Source organism: Legionella beliardensis, from assembly GCF_900452395.1.
Lineage (GTDB): Bacteria > Pseudomonadota > Gammaproteobacteria > Legionellales > Legionellaceae > Legionella_C > Legionella_C beliardensis.
Genome location: NZ_UGNV01000005.1, coordinates 40,664 through 56,449, shown reverse-complemented (window position 1 = coordinate 56,449; position 15,786 = coordinate 40,664). Strand labels below are relative to the sequence as shown.

Below are 15,786 nucleotides of genomic sequence, written 5' to 3'. Positions count from 1 at the left end.
GGATAGCCGCTTTAATAATATTGCTCATCATATTCGCTTTTTTTCTGCATGGCATGTCTGCTGCATTGTAATTATTTAAGGAAGGTTTATGGACTACATTCATTGGATTAACAGTGACCCTGGATATTTTTGCGCCTGGATTCGCTGTATTATTTTATTTTGTTTAAGTGTTCTCCTATTCAGATTTACTAATCACCGTTTTAATATAAGCACACCTTTAGATTTTTTAATCATTGCTATTTCAGGAGGGCTAATCAGTAGGGGTATTGCCGGTGCAAACTCACTATGGCTTACGGTAGAGGCTTTATTAACTCTCGTCATTCTTCATCTTATACTGTCTAAGTTATGCTTTTTCTTTAATAGAATAGGCTTCTTATTTAAAGGGTGTTCTTATTACTTAATAGAGCATGGCGAAATAAATTATAAAAATATGCGTCGTTTTAGCATCAGTGAAAATGATATATTGGCGCAATTGCGTCAAAAGTTAAATACTGAAAATTATTCTTTAGTTGACTCTGCAATTTTAGAAAGAACCGGCAGTATCTCTTTTATTATAAAGTCAAAGTAAGGAAAGCACTAATTAGTCTAAATAGCATTAAAGAAATTTTTCTCCAGCATGGTTATCAAATAGGTGCGCATTACGAACATAGCCCATAACTGTTTTGGGGTGAGTATGTCGCCAAACCTCCATTAACTTAAACAGGTCTGCACCAGCTTCTGCGCCACAATTATTTGAAAATCATTTAAGAAAAGTCGCATAGTTGTGTCTATTAAAACGGGGCAAGATCAAAGTAACAGTAAGGCTTTATCTCTAATGCCTGTTAACGTACCTGGACAATGAGAGATGATGGCTTTCATACGCTAGGCGGTTAAAGGTGCTTTCTTCTCTTGAGCGACACCTTTTTCGCGCTTGATACCTTTGAACACCGCTTTAACACCTTTGTGTTGCGTAGGGTTCGCGAAACCATTCGCTTCATGAGCCATACGAATAGCTGCAAGTCTTCGTGTTAATGTGGCGGGTTTAATGCCTGAGCTTGCTTGTTGCGCAAGAAAACGCGCCACCGTATCGGGTATGGCAGGTAATGCGTCTAATGCCATTGATTCGCACCATTCAGAAAAGATGCGCAAATCAATACCCTAAAACTTAACGGTACTAGGTGATAATGCCTGTTTCATATAATCCCTTATCAGTTCATCTAGCTTCGCATATTCCTTTGCGATTAGTTCTTGGTTGTTGCTCATTACTACCAATTCATTTTTACAGCGATTAGACATCTCTTAACACTCTTATTTTTACTTCCGAGAATGTAACTTATAGGAAGTGATTATATAAGCGATAAAAATTAAGGCAAGGTTGTTTTCATTATTTTAATAAGTCGCTGGCGCGAAACTGATTCATGCGATTTTTTTTCTGCTGGGTGGTTTTTGCCACTTAATGAGTTGTCTTATGTTAAACCCGAGCACCGCAGTATATCCAGAAGATTCAATTCCTTTATCTGATTTCATGCGACTTCGTCCAAGTTGACCGCCATGCTTGGCATGCCCAATCAAAGGCTCAATGCCTGATCGCCGATTCACTAATTCCTCTTCACGTTTTTTTAACAGAGATTTAATCGTTTGTTTTTTAATATTTTTTAGTCTCTGAATCGCAATTTCATTGACGCCTTTTGCCAGCAAATATTTTTCATTGGCAGCACTGTAATATCCCTTATCAGTTCCAACAGAATTTATTGGTGCACCATTAAAAAGCTCCTGGTGGCATTCAATAATGGCGGGAAAAGATGTCTTATCTACCATATGAATAGACGTTGATTTGGTGATAAACAAAAAATTCCCATCAATAAGTCCGAGCTGAATACATCGCCCAAATTGATACTTTTTCCCAAGTTTCCCTTTTGTAAAACAAGCAACGTCCTTTAAATGAAATGAAAGTGCTTTTGCTGGGGCTATTATTTTTTCGGTCAGAAAATAGCGAACGTCTTTAATATATTGTTCTGTCAATGCATTGATTTGTTCCATTGTACGTTGAATACCCCAAGGTACTTTGGCAATAAAATCAGCACCTAACGTCTTACAATAGTCAATAACGGCTTGTGTTTCCTCGACAACAACATTCAGTAATTTTATTGGATTTGACTTCTTTGGTTGAGTTTTTTGGCAAGAAAAAATACGCTCGCGCTGCCGCACTCACTTTCTTCATATTCACTTGCAACGGTGCTTTAATGCAGTCTTCCCAAGTGCCATTTAAAAAAGATGCAACTTTGTGTGACATCGCCCCAAGCTATTTTTAATAGACAACTATCCGCTGGGTAATGCATATTGGCTTCTTGTATTGTCGAATCAATATCAACATTACTGGGATCGGCAAAACCAAGAAAAACCGCTTGCTTTGCCATCAGATTTGCCAAGGTTTTTTGAGTTTCTTCACTTAATCGCGATCGAAACTCTTCAATTTTTGTATGATCAAGCACATGCCATTGTTCAACAATCCCTACTCCACAAAAAAGTTGGCATACCGCGTTATCTTTTACATCATATTCAATTTGCCGATCAGTCTTATTAAACAGCTGCTGCAATAAATAAACACCCAAATGAATGCGAACTCTTAGTTTTCTGCCCATCCTCCTTTCGTCTTCTTTAAATCAGGAAGAATCGTTTTTACCAGTATGTTCCAAGGTAAGGACTGGGATAAGAGAATAAGTGGGTGCTGCTTTGTCACATCAATTAACAAGCTCCCTGCTTGCGTTATACCATCCACTCCAGAAAAACAGAGGCTCATTCTTATAGCTCCTTGCAAAACATAGTGTTTAGAGCAAATAACATTAATCATTTAACCGGATTGAATCAATGATTTAATTCAAAAATAAGAGTAACATAACACTTATCCATTAACTATTTGTTTGTAGTGTAAAAAGAAGACATGGATGATTTCTTATGACTTGGATTCAACAGATTAGTGCAACTTTTGTATATAAAAGAGGCAGGATAAGAGAGTAAACTTCCTGCTGTTTTAGTACAGGAGTTGTAAATGAGTTACAAGCATTTGGATTATCTCAAGCGGTGTAAAATTCAAGCGTTTGTGCATGCAGGTTATACGCAGCAACAAATAGCCGATGAGCTAGGGGTCCATAAGTCAACGATTAGTAGGGAGCTTAATCGTAATCTAACCTTTATTCGCACGCGCTTAGGATATTGGACCTATAAGGCAAATTACGCGCAGAAGTATGCGGATGATAGGCAACGAGATAAGCCCAAGTACATCAAAGTCAATGAGGAGATTAAGCAGTTTATTAGGGAAAAGATAAGCCAGGACTGGAGTCCTGAACAAATTAGCGGCTATGCTAAACGCAAGCAGTTATTTAGCTTAAGTCATGAGTGGATTTATCAGTTTATTTTAACGGATAAAAAGCACGGCGGTAGCTTATTTAAACACTTAAGGCATCAACAAAAGAAGTATCGTAAGCGCTATGGTGGCCCTAAACGTCAAGGGCCAATTAGAAACAGGCGATTCATTGATGAAAGACCTAAAATCGTTGATGAAAAAGCGCGAATTGGTGATTGGGAGATTGATACCCTTATTGGCAAGAATCGTAAGCATGCTGTCGTTTCAATCGTTGAACGAAAGACTAAGTTTACTATCCTTAAAAAGGTTAACCAGAAAACCGCTGAAAACGTAAGCTTAGCCACGATAGATGCTTTAAAACCATATACCAACTCGGTTTTATCCATTACAGCTGATAACGGCTCTGAATTTGCTTATCATGAGAAGATAACCGAGCAGTTAAATTCCGATTTTTTCTTCGCTCATCCTTATTCATCTTGGGAACGTGGACTTAATGAAAATACCAATGGATTGGTACGACAATACTTAAAAAAAGGCGCAAGCTTTGAATCCATAACTGATGAACACTTAAAAGCAATTATGGAAAAATTGAATGACAGACCTAGAAAAACATTAGGCTTTAAATCACCAGCTATGTTATTTTTACCGCAGACAGCTGATGAAGAAAAGGTGGTTGCATTAGCTTGTTGAATCCGCCTGAGTGCCCTACCCAAAGACAACAGTATCAAGCGGTGGAATATTGGGGATATGAGCACTCGTGGGAAGGCTCTTTTTACAAGCATTTATCGCCAAAAACAACATCTAAACCACAACCATGATATTCATTTTCTGGCACGTGACCTAGATAGTTGGCTTTTAGAAGCTATTTGCACACTGGTTCGTGGAACCTATAATCCCCATCATTTAAAGCGTTATTACTTTAAAGACGAACGGGTGGATCAACTGCATCTCACCGATCGTATTTTACAACATCTATTGCTGAAACAGTTAAAACCGACTTTTCCCTACATCACCAATCCAAATTGTCTGCATTTGCACGGGCCAAACGGTGTCAAATTGGCCACTTCGCGTCTTCAAGAGGTATTAAAGAGCAAACAATATCCCTTTGTGATGCGTCTTGATATCAAATCTTATTATAAATCGATTTCACATTGTTTACTTTTGAAAGACATTGAGCATTATTTTGATGACCCCAAAGTACAATTCATGCTCACGAATATTATAAAAAATCCTATTGATACTCCTTGGGGAACTATCAATCCGGATAATGGTATTTCATTACGTGGTCCCTTGTCTCAATTGTTTAGTGCCCTTTATCTAAAGCCCTTGGATGACGCATTGACTCAGACTGAAGTCTTCTATTTGCGCTACCAGGATGATCTAATTGTGTTATGCAAGTCCAAACGGCAGCTCAACCGATGTAAACAAAAAGTCATGGGTATCTTAAAGGAAAGAAAACTTTCCCTTTCACGTAAAAAATCTCGTATCGGATTAGTCTCACGAGAGTATCATTTTCTCGGCGTCAACTATCTTGAGACGCAACCTCAAGATAATACCAGGAATGCATGTGCTTCTGATAATTGTTCAAATACTATTTATAGTGGGGGAAGTGCCTACCGAACGCACCAATGCCCAGCCCAACCACCCCACACCCTAGAACATTTCGAAAAGCACGTGAGACCGTTAAGTCAATGGTCACCCATGGGTTTGCTACCCAAGCGATCAAAAACTACCTGTCTCGATGGTGTTCCTGGTGGGCAAAAACAAATGCTCAATGGTCTTATCAGCAGCTATTAATCGAGTTTATTCAAACCACCCATCAATCAAGTCTTAGAATTTTGGCTAAAGCACTGCTTGATGAACGGTTTGAACAATTAAGTGCAATTAACTTGGCTGATAATACATTCCTTGCTCAAGTGACTCTCTAAGTCCAGCAAGTGCGTTTGTTTTTGCTCCACATAATTTTTCAGCGCGGTCACCGCCGGCAACCCCCAGCACGCCGCCAGCGCCAGCAAACAGTCCTCCCCGCCGACCGCATAATAACTATGAATCGCGAAATCAAAACCAAGACCAGAATCAATATTTAAAGGGAAGACAGCCCCGCCATTAGCAAATTCAAGCCGTCGAGCAAATGACTTCTCATCCCCCAAGACTTTCTGTATACCCGAGCAGTGAATTTGGGCATCATAAGCTGTCATCTGTCTTTGTACATAACCAACCACGTTTTGCCAAAATAAGTCACAGTTATGCCATGTTTCAAAAGCATGAAAGTTATCAATGTAGGCCTGATACGCTGCGATTAAGTGCTGCAGATTAAAATGCTTGCCTTGCGTAATTTCTTTTTGGCAGGTTATTTTTTTTCTAAATCCTTCTATCACGGAAAGACCATTGTCTTCATCATTGATAGTGGCTAATGCAATGGCATTGTAATAGGTTTTTAGCGCAGAGGCAGAAGTTTCTTCAATCCCATTAGGAAACTGTTCATTAAACTGTCTTAAGGCTTCACCTTAATTCTAAGCGCTCAAAAAAAGGTAGCATCATCTCCCACATGGGTTTATCTCCTGAACCAATCGCTGCTTGAAAGGCTGTTCCTATAATCTTTCTTCCAGAGTAATCTACGGTTTGTGTTCGAATTAATAGTAACTCTGGTTTTTTTTCTATCATAGCTTTGGCTTTATCTTGCTCACCCTTAACTACGTGGGTTAAGAGTTTTTGAGCTTCTCGTTGATTCAACTCGGAAGATACAACACCATTCAATGTCTTGGAGGTTAAACTAAGATTAGCTAAATCCTCGTTTGTAAAAAAAAGCGGGTTAAATTCTTCTGAGTAGATTTGCAATTTGCTAAATACTTGTTCTGCTAAAGCGAGTTCATCAGTAGTATTATCACTTGAACTACGTGCTTCCTTCATGTCCAAATCATTTTTTACTGTTTGCTTTGCTTTTGAATACATTGTTTCACCTTACTTGACTATATAAAAAGGGTGAAATATATCACAAAATGATATAATTGCGCATTAATTAAGCTTTGAAATTGGTTATTTCGCGCCAGCGACTATTTATGATGAATTACTTTTAAAACAATTGTGCCAGGTTTTTTAAAACTTTAGTTTTGGAATTAGCCGCATATAAAAAACTGAACTAACCAGTTCAATCATGGTTTGTACTACGATAACGGAAGGTAGTACAGGTATAGCCCCAGGTACTGTCAAAGCTAATGGAAGCACTACCAGGGAGTTGCGCGTTCCAGTACTAAATGCCGCGGCTCGCCCTGATAAGTTATCAAGAGAAAATAGACGAGATACCATCCAGCCAAGAATTGGGGAAACGGTTGCAAATATTACATATAGCGGAGCTACTTGAAAAATAGTCTCACTGGTTGACCCGAGCCGAGGAACCATTGCGGCCACAACAATAAATAAAACCAAAGCTGCCGCTAAAACGGGTAGTAAGCAAAGAGCGGTCATAACCTGCTTGCCCACTACTTTTCTTGCCGCCCAAAATTGAACTAAAGCAGCCATAAGCAGTGGAATAATAATGAGCCATAAAAATGCATGAATAAATGGTTCGATATGTACTAATTTAGCAGATTCAGCATTTAAAAATATATAAAGATAAAAAGGAAGCAGTAACATTTGTATCATGAGAAGTATTGGAGTATAGGCTAACAAGAGTTTAGAGTCAGCTTGTCTGATATGTGAAAAGGTTACTACATAATCAATACAAGGTGTCATCAGGACAAATAACACTCCGAGCTTTATCATAGGTTCTAAATGTATAAACTGCAATAGAACTCCAACTAGCACAGGCACTATAAAAAAATTAGCAACCAATAATGCACTTAAAAAACGAATTTTGGTGAATGAGCGACCTAAGTCAATAAGTGGTACTTGTAAAAATGTCACAAAAAGCATTAAAGCAAGCGCTGGATTAATTGCCGCTGTTAATACAGAACTTCGTGGCGTCAAAAACGCAATCGCTGCAGCGGTAATAATCGTGACAAAATAAATCAAAATTTGGTGTTTTTCCAAATTATCTCGTAAATCATTCAATTTTTGGTCTCTTTATAACTTGGGCTGGAAGCGTAATAAACGAAGCCCATTAGCCACAACAATTAAGCTCGCTCCCATATCTGCAAAAACGGCCATCCAAAGCGTAGCAATGCCAGTAAGAGCTAAAACAAAAAACACTCCTTTGATTGCAATCGATAAACTGATGTTTTGGCGGAGAATGCGCGCCGTCTTATGGCTTAAATCAACGTAAAAGGGCAGCATGTCGAGGTTATCATTCATTAATGCCACATCGGCCGTTTCAAGAGCGGTATCAGTTCCTTTGCCCATTGCAAAGCTGATGGATGCTTTGGCAAGGGCTGGCGCATCATTAATGCCATCACCGACCATGCCAACAACCTTATAGCGCTGTAACAAGGCATCAATAGCTTGCATTTTATCCGTAGGCAGTACATTGGCTTTTACCTCATCAATACCTACTTGTTTGGCAATAGCGTGCGCTGTGACGGCATTATCGCCTGTGAGCATGGTCGTTTTTATGCCCTGTTGATCCAGACGCTTAATAGCTTCTTTACTGGTTGCACGTAAGGTATCTGCTACGGCAAAAATAGCCAGTACTTGCGTAGAGTTACTTAAAATGACGGTTGTTTTACATTCCTCTTCTAAGCGCTTCAGTAGCTGTTCAATATCAGGGCTACATACCTTGTTGTCTTCTGCAAGTTGATGGTTTCCTACATAATATAATTCTTTATTTACAATCCCTTTAACGCCGCGACCAGGAAGGGCAGAAAATTGTTCTACCTCAAGTAATGCTGCCTGAGGCTGTTGAAATGCCCAATAGGTCACTAAGGCATGGGCTACAGGGTGTTCTGAATGACTATCAAGACTTGCCGTAAGCAGTAGTAACTGCGCTTCATTCATGCTTGAATCGTAAGCGATGAAATCAGTAACTTGGGGCTTTCCTTCGGTGAGCGTCCCTGTTTTATCTAAAGCAATCATTTGTAGCTTATAACCTGTTTCCAGATAATTGCCTCCTTTTATGAGCAATCCTCTTTTAGCTGCTGCCGCAAGTCCACTAACCACAGTAACTGGCGTAGAAATAACAAGCGCACAAGGGCAGGCTATGACTAATAGAGTTAATGCTTTATAAATCCAATCATAAAAAGGATAATTGAAAGCCAGTGGGGGAACAAAGGCAATGAGGATCGCAATTATTACCATAATGGGGGTATAGTATTTAGAGAATTGGTCAACAAAACGTTCAGTTGGTGCACGTTCTGATTGTGCTTGCTCAATGGCTTTTCCTATTTTAGCAAGCAATGTGTCGCCTGAGGCTTTAGTGATTTTGATTTCAAAGCTGCCATGCTCATTTAGAGTACCCGCAAAAACCTCATCGCCTACTTGCTTGCTGACCGGCATGGATTCACCTGTAACAGGGGCTTGGTTCACGGTGCTTTGGCCTGAGCTAACTTCTCCATCTAAAGGAATACGTTCTCCAGGCTTCACTCTAACAATTGCGCCAATCATAACTTGCTCTACAGGACAAGCTTTCCAGGTGCCATTAGCTTGCTTAACTGAAGCCGTTTCTGGCGCAATTTGCATAAGGCTTCGAATGGCAAGGCGTGCTTTATCTAAAGAGTAGCGTTCAATCCGTTCAGCCAAAGCAAATAGCACAGTTACCATTGCAGCTTCAGGCCAGGCACCAATGAAAAAAGCACCAATGACAGCAATAAGCATGAGGCTGTTGATATTCATAGCTTTAGTACGAAAGGCAATAAAGCCTTTTTTGAAGAGATTTAATCCACTTAATCCAATGGCAATGAGTGCTGCAATAACGCTTAAAAAGGCTAAGTTATTCGATAAAAAATAAGTAGCTAATTCGGAGCCTAATGCAAAAATACCGGCGAGACTTAATCGAGTCCAGGAGTAATCTGAAGTACTTTCTGTGGACTTACCAAAAGATGAGTTACCTTTAATTCGAACTCTCATGCCTAAAGATTCGATACGTTGTTGTAGCGCATCAATGTTGACCGAGTGATGGCGAATAGTGACTTCTTCAGCAATAAAATTGAAATCCAAATACTCTACTTCGGACATGTCTTTAAACTGCTTTCTAATGATCTTTTCTTCTGAAGGGCAATCAAGCCCCGCAACAAAAAAAGTAGTTTTAGTTAAAGGAGTCATAATGAAGCCCCACATTGCCCGCAAAATTTAGCGCCAGGTGAAATTGAGGCGCCGCAACGACAAGAAGCAGGCGCTGTATCTTTACCACACTGCCCACAAAATCTCGCCTGTGAATCTATGTTAGCCTGACAAAAAGGGCATTTTTTAGTGGATGGGGCGTCGTTTGAATTGAAATAATTTTCACGTGATCTACCATGATGTCCACTTTTATAGCCCCCAGGATGGTTACTATTTTTACTGTAATCTCCATGATGGCCACTAAGGTAATTATTAAAAATTCTCTTTAAAAAACTCATGTTACCCCTCCTTCTCTTCAGTAAAGTGCTTGATCATATCTAAGATGCATCTAACATGTTCGTCAAAAATTTTGTAATACATCTTCTTACCTTGCCTTTCAGCACTCAGAAGGCGAGCTGAACGCAGCAAGCTTAAAAGTGTGTCACTTAGTATAATAATTTGCTGTTGAGTAAGCACATTAATTAAATAGTTAAACAAGTGTTTAATTATAAATATAGACTTCAGAAGGCGGTTGTCAAGGCAGTAACGATGTAAGCGCGGATTTTTGGACGAAAAAAAGCTATTTTTAAGAGCCATTCTTCTAAATATTAAAATTGTCTTGCTCGATACTCTGTCTTGAAGTCATTTATAAAGCCTTGCTCTAAAAGGGTTTGACTAGTATAAGTTCATCTTATTATGTCCTTAGTCCATAGTAACTGCTCCCATAATCTCTCTTCAACAAAAGGCTGCATAGTAAATAGAATGCCAGTCTTAATCCAAGTATAGCCAATCCAAAAACCAGTGTTTTTTGCTAACATCTGGACGAAACAATATTTGGGAAAATTGACTAGAATTATTACCGAGGCGCTCTTGACCTTCTAACCAATAATTAAAATATTATAATGATATAATGTCCTTACCAAATAAACCGGTCTAAGTCTTTACCCTAATTTTTTACATATCGCTCAACCACCTTTCAGTCTCTGGGTTCATCTACTATCGAAACATAATATTTATCAGACCAAAACTCTCCACCCTACAACTCCTTTTTAAGTGAGAGAAATTTCTTAAATAATTCACGTGCTGTTATACTTTTAAATTTCCTAACAACTTCACCTAGGCTATATTTTGGAAGGAATGAACATAGAATGTGGATATGATTTTTATCACAGCCCAGCTGCTCAAATTCCATCTCATATCGCTTACCTATCTGACTCGCAATAAATTTTATAGTTGATGTAATCTCATCACTCAGTAAAGATTTCCGACATTTCACTGGAAATACAATATGATAATGCGTCTGGTACACGCAGTGGCTTGCTCGTGCAGTAGTTTGACTCCAAAACCTATGGTTTTCAAACTTTCCTACTAAGGAACCGCGGCAAGACGCGGGGAATGCTAGTTTTGTTTCCTTAGAGCCCTAAGTTCAATACGTATCTCCTGATGTATTGCTTTTAATGTATTCAACGCTTCCTGCTCAAGAGTTATACTTGAAGTGCCGCCTGCTGGATAAGCAACAATCGTTTCTAGGGACGATTGCTTTACTAGAAAAGCAAGAACAAGCGGCAGTTGCTTATCAACAACGATTAATAGTTGATTTATTAAATTCGCAAACGCACCCGGCCCTGACTATTATCACTGTCTCAGAAGCCCATCATCATCGTCTATCAAACACTTTATTTCGGCTTATTAAAAATCCGTTATGGGAACTAACAAGTAAATTAGGTGTAATACGACTACTAGGCAACCTAAAAGGTCAAGCACTAATATTAACGGATGCTACACTAGATAAGATTGAAAATAAATTAAAGAGTACACAGTGTATAGAAGTTTATCAAGGACTTGAATTATTAACTGTCTTAATACCTGGATTTATCACAACTGCCAAATTTGGGGCGCTGCTGCAAGCAGTTCAGTTAAAAATAATTTTGCATCTAATATCTCAAACTAAGCTTTGTAATGGTTAAGCACTCAATTTTAAATAAGACGGTTTTATGAGATAATAAAGCTAAGCTTAATTCTGTTTACACTTCAACTATAGTTAAAATAAACGCTCATGTGTTCAGATGCTTTACTGGATACTAGGTATTGCGTATTAAGTTAAATTTAAGTATTAGTTTATTGATATATTTTTATTATTTAGGACATAAGCTATATTTAAAATAATACTTAAAGATTAGGCTGTAAGCTATCAGAAGGCAATTGTTGTTCATTTAACAACACCTTATAGTTTGTTATAAAGATTTGTAGAAGCAAGTCACTTTCTGACGCCTGTTGCAATAGTTTCAGATCATCTTTTTTCTCAGCTTGACTAAGTAAGGCATTAATTAATTGATAAAATAGCTTAGAATGGGCATCAACTAAAGACGTACCATTCTCTTGTATAAATTTATTTTGCTCCGCATCTGTGAGCTTAGAAACCATCGTAATTAAACACCGGCCAGCCACTTCTTGTACCTCCCTGTCATTATCCGCCAGGTTCAACAGAACTGCTTGCAGCAACGCACTGGCCTCACCGGGTGAGACGTGAGGTATCAGTACAGCTAAAGACGTAAGCGCCGCTGCTCGTATATCCCTATCATCATTGGCCAGGCTCAACTGAATTGCTTGCAGCAGCACACTGGCATCACTGAGTGAGACGTGATGAGGCATGAATCCAACTAAACAATCGAGCGCCGCTGCTATCACCCTCCTATCATCATCCGCCAATTTTAACTGAATTGCTTGCAGCAATGCACTGACCTCACCGGGTGATATGTGAGGCATGAGTACGGCCAAGCATTGGAGCGCCGCTGCTCGTACTATCCAGTTATTATCCGCCAAGTTCGACTGAGCAGCTTGCAGTAGCACACTGACCTCACCGGGTAATACGTACGGGATAAGCACGACTAAACACTCACGCGCCACTGCTCGCATCCTCCAGTCATTATCCACTAGGTTCGACTGTACTACTTGCAGCAGTGCACTGACCTCGACTGCATCGAGTGAGATGTGAGGCATCAGTCTAGCTAAACATTGGAGCGCCGCTGCTCGTACCTCCCTGTCATCATCCGCCAGGTTCGACTGAACTGCTTGCAGCAGCGCCCCAAATTTGGCAGTTGTGATAAATCCAGGTATTAAGACAGTTAATAATTCAAGTCCTTGATAAACTTCTATACACTGTGTACTCTTTAATTTATTTTCAATCTTATCTAGTGTAGCATCCGTTAATATTAGTGCTTGACCTTTTAGGTTGCCTAGTAGTCGTATTACACCTAATTTACTTGTTAGTTCCCATAACGGATTTTTAATAAGCCGAAATAAAGTGTTTGATAGACGATGATGATGGGCTTCTGAGACAGTGATAATAGTCAGGGCCGGGTGCGTTTGCGAATTTAATAAATCAACTATTAATCGTTGTTGATAAGCAACTGCCGCTTGTTCTTGCTTTTCTAGTAAAGCAATCGTCCCTAGAAACGATTGTTGCTTATCCAGCAGGCGGCACTTCAAGTATAACTCTTGAGCAGGAAGCGTTGAATACATTAAAAGCAATACATCAGGAGATACGTTTGCAAAAAAGTTAAACGAAGAGAGCATAATGTTCTTTAAATAATCAAAGAGGGCATTATAATGTTTTTATGAATTTTTTCTATGAATTTTTTCATTTTTATATTTAAGAAAGATAGTGTTGCTTGTTTTTGAGAAACCTCCCGGGGCGTTTTTGAAAGGAACAAAAATAGCCGATGTATTATTACCTTAGCTTTAAATTAATGAATAAATTAATTATGTGTTACCGTTGTAGTGAACAGAGCCTAAGAGATGAGCAAAAGGACGTTAACAACAAAAGAGTTGGGTTGTTTTAAGACAGCGCACGGCATAAGGGGCTTGTTGAAACGATTAGGCTTTTCCTCACAAAAGCCGATTAAGCAAGCTTACCAACGCGATGTAAAAAGGGTGGATAAGTGGCTTACCCTGTCATCAAAACACGCGCCATGCAGGAAAGCAAGTTACCCGTTTTGAAGCTAATTAGCAAAATCATTTGCCTTGCCTTAAATTGGTTATTTCATTTAGCACCTTATTTCATGGTGGGTAATTTAGCTAAGTTTATTAACCCCTTAATTACGAGGTTAACATCTTTCGACAGAGACTTTCGCCAAGCCGCTTGTCACATGTTAGTCAGTTTAGTGCCTTACCTACCTTATGTGGCTCAAAAAGAATTTTTAGATAAAAATTGCTCGATTTTAACCCAGACTGAATTTCGTGAACTTCTTTATCAGTTCATTAATGCATATTGCTTAAGGAAGAATAAGCCAATAAATGGATGTTTGGAGTTCGTATGAAGTACCTTTTATCAATGAACAGTTCAGTATTTACAAGTAAGATCCACCTAAAATTTAATATTTATTATCTTTAATAAGATTTGTAACGTTGCATCAAATGCAGCTATAGCCAGTACATAACTTGATGTTTTAAAATTTAATATCAAAAATAAAGCAGATTAACCTTAAATCTTAATTATATAAGACCAAGGAATATATAGTTTTACATGAACTTGCTATGATAAGAGTAGTTAAGTTTTTAAATCTATTTATTTTAGCAATAGGAGAAAAGGATGTTAGGGCAGATAATTAAAAATATCTCAATTATTCCAATATTTTTTTTATTAGTGGCTTGCTCCCCTGAAAATAATTTTGAACCTGTGGTAAATGATGGTAGTTATGGGGGGGATGGCGGGCATATCCATCGAAATAAATAATAAGTATGGAAGCTCAAGCAGGGATTATAGCTTTTTTACAGGGTATTTCTCTCAAATTGCATTAAAGTATAAAGGTTTATAATGGATTATTCGTTTAAGGAGAATAGTGATGATCCGAGTATTAATAATAATTTTTTCGTTAACGCTATTGGTAGGATGTTCTCAAGATAACTATACTTCAGAACCAGAGGATAAAGCAAACAATTCAGGGTATGGGGGTGGGGGTCATGGCGGCTATGGTGGTGGACATTAATTAAAAATTTTTTGGCTGTTTAGGTTATTTAATATTTTACAGATAAGGCTACCTCTAAGGAAACAACAAAGAATGAAGAGTAATTCTATAGCTAAAAAGCAACCTGTTTCTAAGGAGGGCTCTTTATTATTAGCTTTATTATTGACCGGTAGTTTTCTTGTTGCCGAAGTCATTGGTGGAATTGTGACAGGAAGTCTTGCCCTACTTTCTGATGCAGCGCATATGTTAACCGATGTGACAGCGCTTATTATTTCTTTAACAGCTATTTATGTAGGAAGAAAACCTGCAGACACCCTACGAACATTTGGCTATTATCGATTCGAAATTTTAGCAGCGGCGTTTAATGCTGTTCTTCTTTTTTTGGTGGCATTGTATATCCTTTTTGAGGCGTATCAACGTTTAAAAAATCCACCTGAAATTTACTCAACAGGCATGCTAATTATTGCAATCCTAGGGTTGCTTGTAAATTTAATTTCGATGCGTTTATTAGCAGATGATAAAGAAAAAAGCTTAAATCTTAAAAGTGCTTACTTGGAAGTATGGAGTGATATGCTTGGTTCTTTAGGCGTGATTATCGCTGCTATATTAATTCGCTTAACAAATTTAAATTGGATAGATTCTTTTCTAGCTGTGCTTATTGGCATATGGGTTTTGCCTCGTACTTGGATACTCTTAAAAGAAACTGTCAATATTCTTTTAGAAGGTGTTCCTGCCGGGATTGATATTACGAAAATAAAAATTGCTTTGCAATCAATTCCAAATGTAATAGATATACATGATTTACATATTTGGGCTATTACTACAGATAGAATAAGCTTAACAGCTCATCTTCTAATCGCGCCCACAGCGAAAGAGGATGATGTAAGAGATAAAGTTCAATCTATGTTGTTATCTGAATTTAATATTGCGCACTCAACATTGCAGACAGAGCGTACGAAAACTTCTCATTGTGAAAATCATTAATTTTTATTGACAGTAATAAAGTAATGCCGTTTTACTTTGCAATTTCGATACTATTGAATAGATAAGAGTAGTTAATTACAAATAACAATATTAGCTTAAATAATATCGGCTATATATATTTAGTCGCAATAGACGAAAATTAACTTTCCTTTTTATTTTTCATTAAGTGTTAATATCTATAGTATTAGAAATAGAAAACATGTTGTGAGAACATTATTGTTATTGATAAAGGTAAGTATTTAAGTAAACAGTGATATTGTTATTATTGCGAATAATTTGTCAATGCCTTAGGAAGGTATCTTA

At 38.1% G+C, this 15,786-nt stretch carries 19 protein-coding genes and 1 pseudogene; 9 read left to right on the top strand and 11 right to left on the bottom strand.

Annotated elements, in window-relative coordinates; all coding sequences use genetic code 11:
• Positions 1 to 88: 88 nt before the first annotated feature.
• A complete protein-coding gene (locus tag DYE47_RS15465) occupies positions 89 to 568 on the top strand; it encodes a DUF421 domain-containing protein (protein ID WP_115304343.1) in 480 nt (159 codons plus the stop codon).
• Positions 569 to 861: 293 nt separating this feature from the next.
• Here DYE47_RS15465 and DYE47_RS15460 read toward each other — a convergent pair whose 3' ends face one another.
• From DYE47_RS15460 to DYE47_RS16150, 4 genes are all read right to left on the bottom strand, one after another.
• Positions 862 to 1,098: a hypothetical protein gene (locus DYE47_RS15460; protein WP_115304342.1), complete on the bottom strand. Its 237-nt coding sequence runs from the start codon at positions 1,096 to 1,098 to the stop codon at positions 862 to 864.
• A gap of 297 nt (positions 1,099 to 1,395) precedes the next feature.
• On the bottom strand, positions 1,396 to 2,187 hold the full coding sequence (locus DYE47_RS15455) for a transposase (protein WP_115304341.1): 792 nt from the start codon (positions 2,185 to 2,187) through the stop codon (positions 1,396 to 1,398).
• Positions 2,188 to 2,219: 32 nt separating this feature from the next.
• A complete protein-coding gene (locus tag DYE47_RS15450) occupies positions 2,220 to 2,621 on the bottom strand; it encodes a transposase (protein WP_115304340.1) in 402 nt (133 codons plus the stop codon).
• Positions 2,606 to 2,779 (bottom strand): hypothetical protein, encoded by a 174-nt coding sequence (locus DYE47_RS16150; RefSeq protein ID WP_160149927.1) that lies wholly within the window; start codon positions 2,777 to 2,779, stop codon positions 2,606 to 2,608. Before DYE47_RS16150 ends, DYE47_RS15450 begins: the two co-directional genes overlap by 16 nt.
• Before the next feature lie 249 nt (positions 2,780 to 3,028).
• On the opposite strand from DYE47_RS16150, the gene DYE47_RS15445 reads away from it, so the two are divergent.
• Both DYE47_RS15445 and DYE47_RS15440 read left to right on the top strand, forming a co-directional pair.
• Complete coding sequence (locus DYE47_RS15445; RefSeq protein WP_115302438.1) at positions 3,029 to 4,033, top strand: IS30 family transposase; 1,005 nt, start codon at positions 3,029 to 3,031, stop codon at positions 4,031 to 4,033.
• Positions 4,034 to 4,090: 57 nt separating this feature from the next.
• Entirely contained in the window at positions 4,091 to 5,140 is a 1,050-nt protein-coding gene (locus tag DYE47_RS15440) for a reverse transcriptase domain-containing protein (RefSeq protein WP_115304339.1), read from the top strand.
• A gap of 77 nt (positions 5,141 to 5,217) precedes the next feature.
• On the opposite strand, the gene DYE47_RS16440 is transcribed toward DYE47_RS15440, so the two are convergent.
• From DYE47_RS16440 to tnpA, 6 genes and pseudogenes are all read right to left on the bottom strand, one after another.
• A complete protein-coding gene (locus DYE47_RS16440) occupies positions 5,218 to 5,721 on the bottom strand; it encodes a hypothetical protein (protein WP_242604279.1) in 504 nt (167 codons plus the stop codon).
• Between the two features lie 124 nt (positions 5,722 to 5,845).
• A complete protein-coding gene (locus tag DYE47_RS16435) occupies positions 5,846 to 6,295 on the bottom strand; it encodes a hypothetical protein (protein WP_242604280.1) in 450 nt (149 codons plus the stop codon).
• A gap of 144 nt (positions 6,296 to 6,439) precedes the next feature.
• Positions 6,440 to 7,393, bottom strand: a complete 954-nt coding sequence (locus DYE47_RS15425; protein ID WP_115304337.1) for an arsenic resistance protein — start codon at positions 7,391 to 7,393, stop codon at positions 6,440 to 6,442.
• Between the two features lie 12 nt (positions 7,394 to 7,405).
• Positions 7,406 to 9,538 (bottom strand): heavy metal translocating P-type ATPase, encoded by a 2,133-nt coding sequence (locus DYE47_RS15420; protein WP_115304354.1) that lies wholly within the window; start codon positions 9,536 to 9,538, stop codon positions 7,406 to 7,408.
• A complete protein-coding gene (locus DYE47_RS15415; protein ID WP_115304336.1) occupies positions 9,532 to 9,831 on the bottom strand; it encodes a zinc ribbon domain-containing protein in 300 nt (99 codons plus the stop codon). The genes DYE47_RS15420 and DYE47_RS15415 overlap by 7 nt, the downstream gene beginning before the upstream one ends.
• A 737-nt stretch (positions 9,832 to 10,568) precedes the next feature.
• Positions 10,569 to 10,844, bottom strand: a pseudogene (tnpA, locus tag DYE47_RS16670) (IS200/IS605 family transposase); the annotation flags it as partial.
• Between the two features lie 145 nt (positions 10,845 to 10,989).
• Here tnpA and DYE47_RS15400 point away from each other — a divergent pair.
• Positions 10,990 to 11,499 (top strand): hypothetical protein, encoded by a 510-nt coding sequence (locus tag DYE47_RS15400; RefSeq protein ID WP_115304333.1) that lies wholly within the window; start codon positions 10,990 to 10,992, stop codon positions 11,497 to 11,499.
• A gap of 202 nt (positions 11,500 to 11,701) precedes the next feature.
• Here DYE47_RS15400 and DYE47_RS15395 read toward each other — a convergent pair whose 3' ends face one another.
• A complete protein-coding gene (locus DYE47_RS15395) occupies positions 11,702 to 13,108 on the bottom strand; it encodes a hypothetical protein (RefSeq protein ID WP_115304332.1) in 1,407 nt (468 codons plus the stop codon).
• Positions 13,109 to 13,330: 222 nt separating this feature from the next.
• On the opposite strand from DYE47_RS15395, the gene DYE47_RS16665 reads away from it, so the two are divergent.
• The 5 genes from DYE47_RS16665 to DYE47_RS15380 all read left to right on the top strand — a co-directional run bounded on the left by DYE47_RS16665 (position 13,331) and on the right by DYE47_RS15380 (position 15,483).
• Positions 13,331 to 13,531 carry a winged helix-turn-helix domain-containing protein gene (locus tag DYE47_RS16665; protein ID WP_115304331.1) on the top strand — a complete coding sequence of 67 codons (201 nt, stop codon included), beginning with the start codon at positions 13,331 to 13,333 and terminating at the stop codon, positions 13,529 to 13,531.
• On the top strand, positions 13,474 to 13,851 hold the full coding sequence (locus DYE47_RS16145; protein WP_131750120.1) for a hypothetical protein: 378 nt from the start codon (positions 13,474 to 13,476) through the stop codon (positions 13,849 to 13,851). Before DYE47_RS16665 ends, DYE47_RS16145 begins: the two co-directional genes overlap by 58 nt.
• A 272-nt stretch (positions 13,852 to 14,123) precedes the next feature.
• Positions 14,124 to 14,267, top strand: coding sequence for a hypothetical protein (locus DYE47_RS16140; protein ID WP_160149926.1), 144 nt, complete (start codon positions 14,124 to 14,126; stop codon positions 14,265 to 14,267).
• A gap of 109 nt (positions 14,268 to 14,376) precedes the next feature.
• The gene (locus DYE47_RS16135) at positions 14,377 to 14,520 is read left to right on the top strand and encodes a hypothetical protein (RefSeq protein ID WP_160149925.1); all 144 of its coding nucleotides are present in this window, start codon (positions 14,377 to 14,379) and stop codon (positions 14,518 to 14,520) included.
• Positions 14,521 to 14,592: 72 nt separating this feature from the next.
• Positions 14,593 to 15,483, top strand: a complete 891-nt coding sequence (locus DYE47_RS15380; RefSeq protein ID WP_115304329.1) for a cation diffusion facilitator family transporter — start codon at positions 14,593 to 14,595, stop codon at positions 15,481 to 15,483.
• Positions 15,484 to 15,786: the final 303 nt, after the last annotated feature.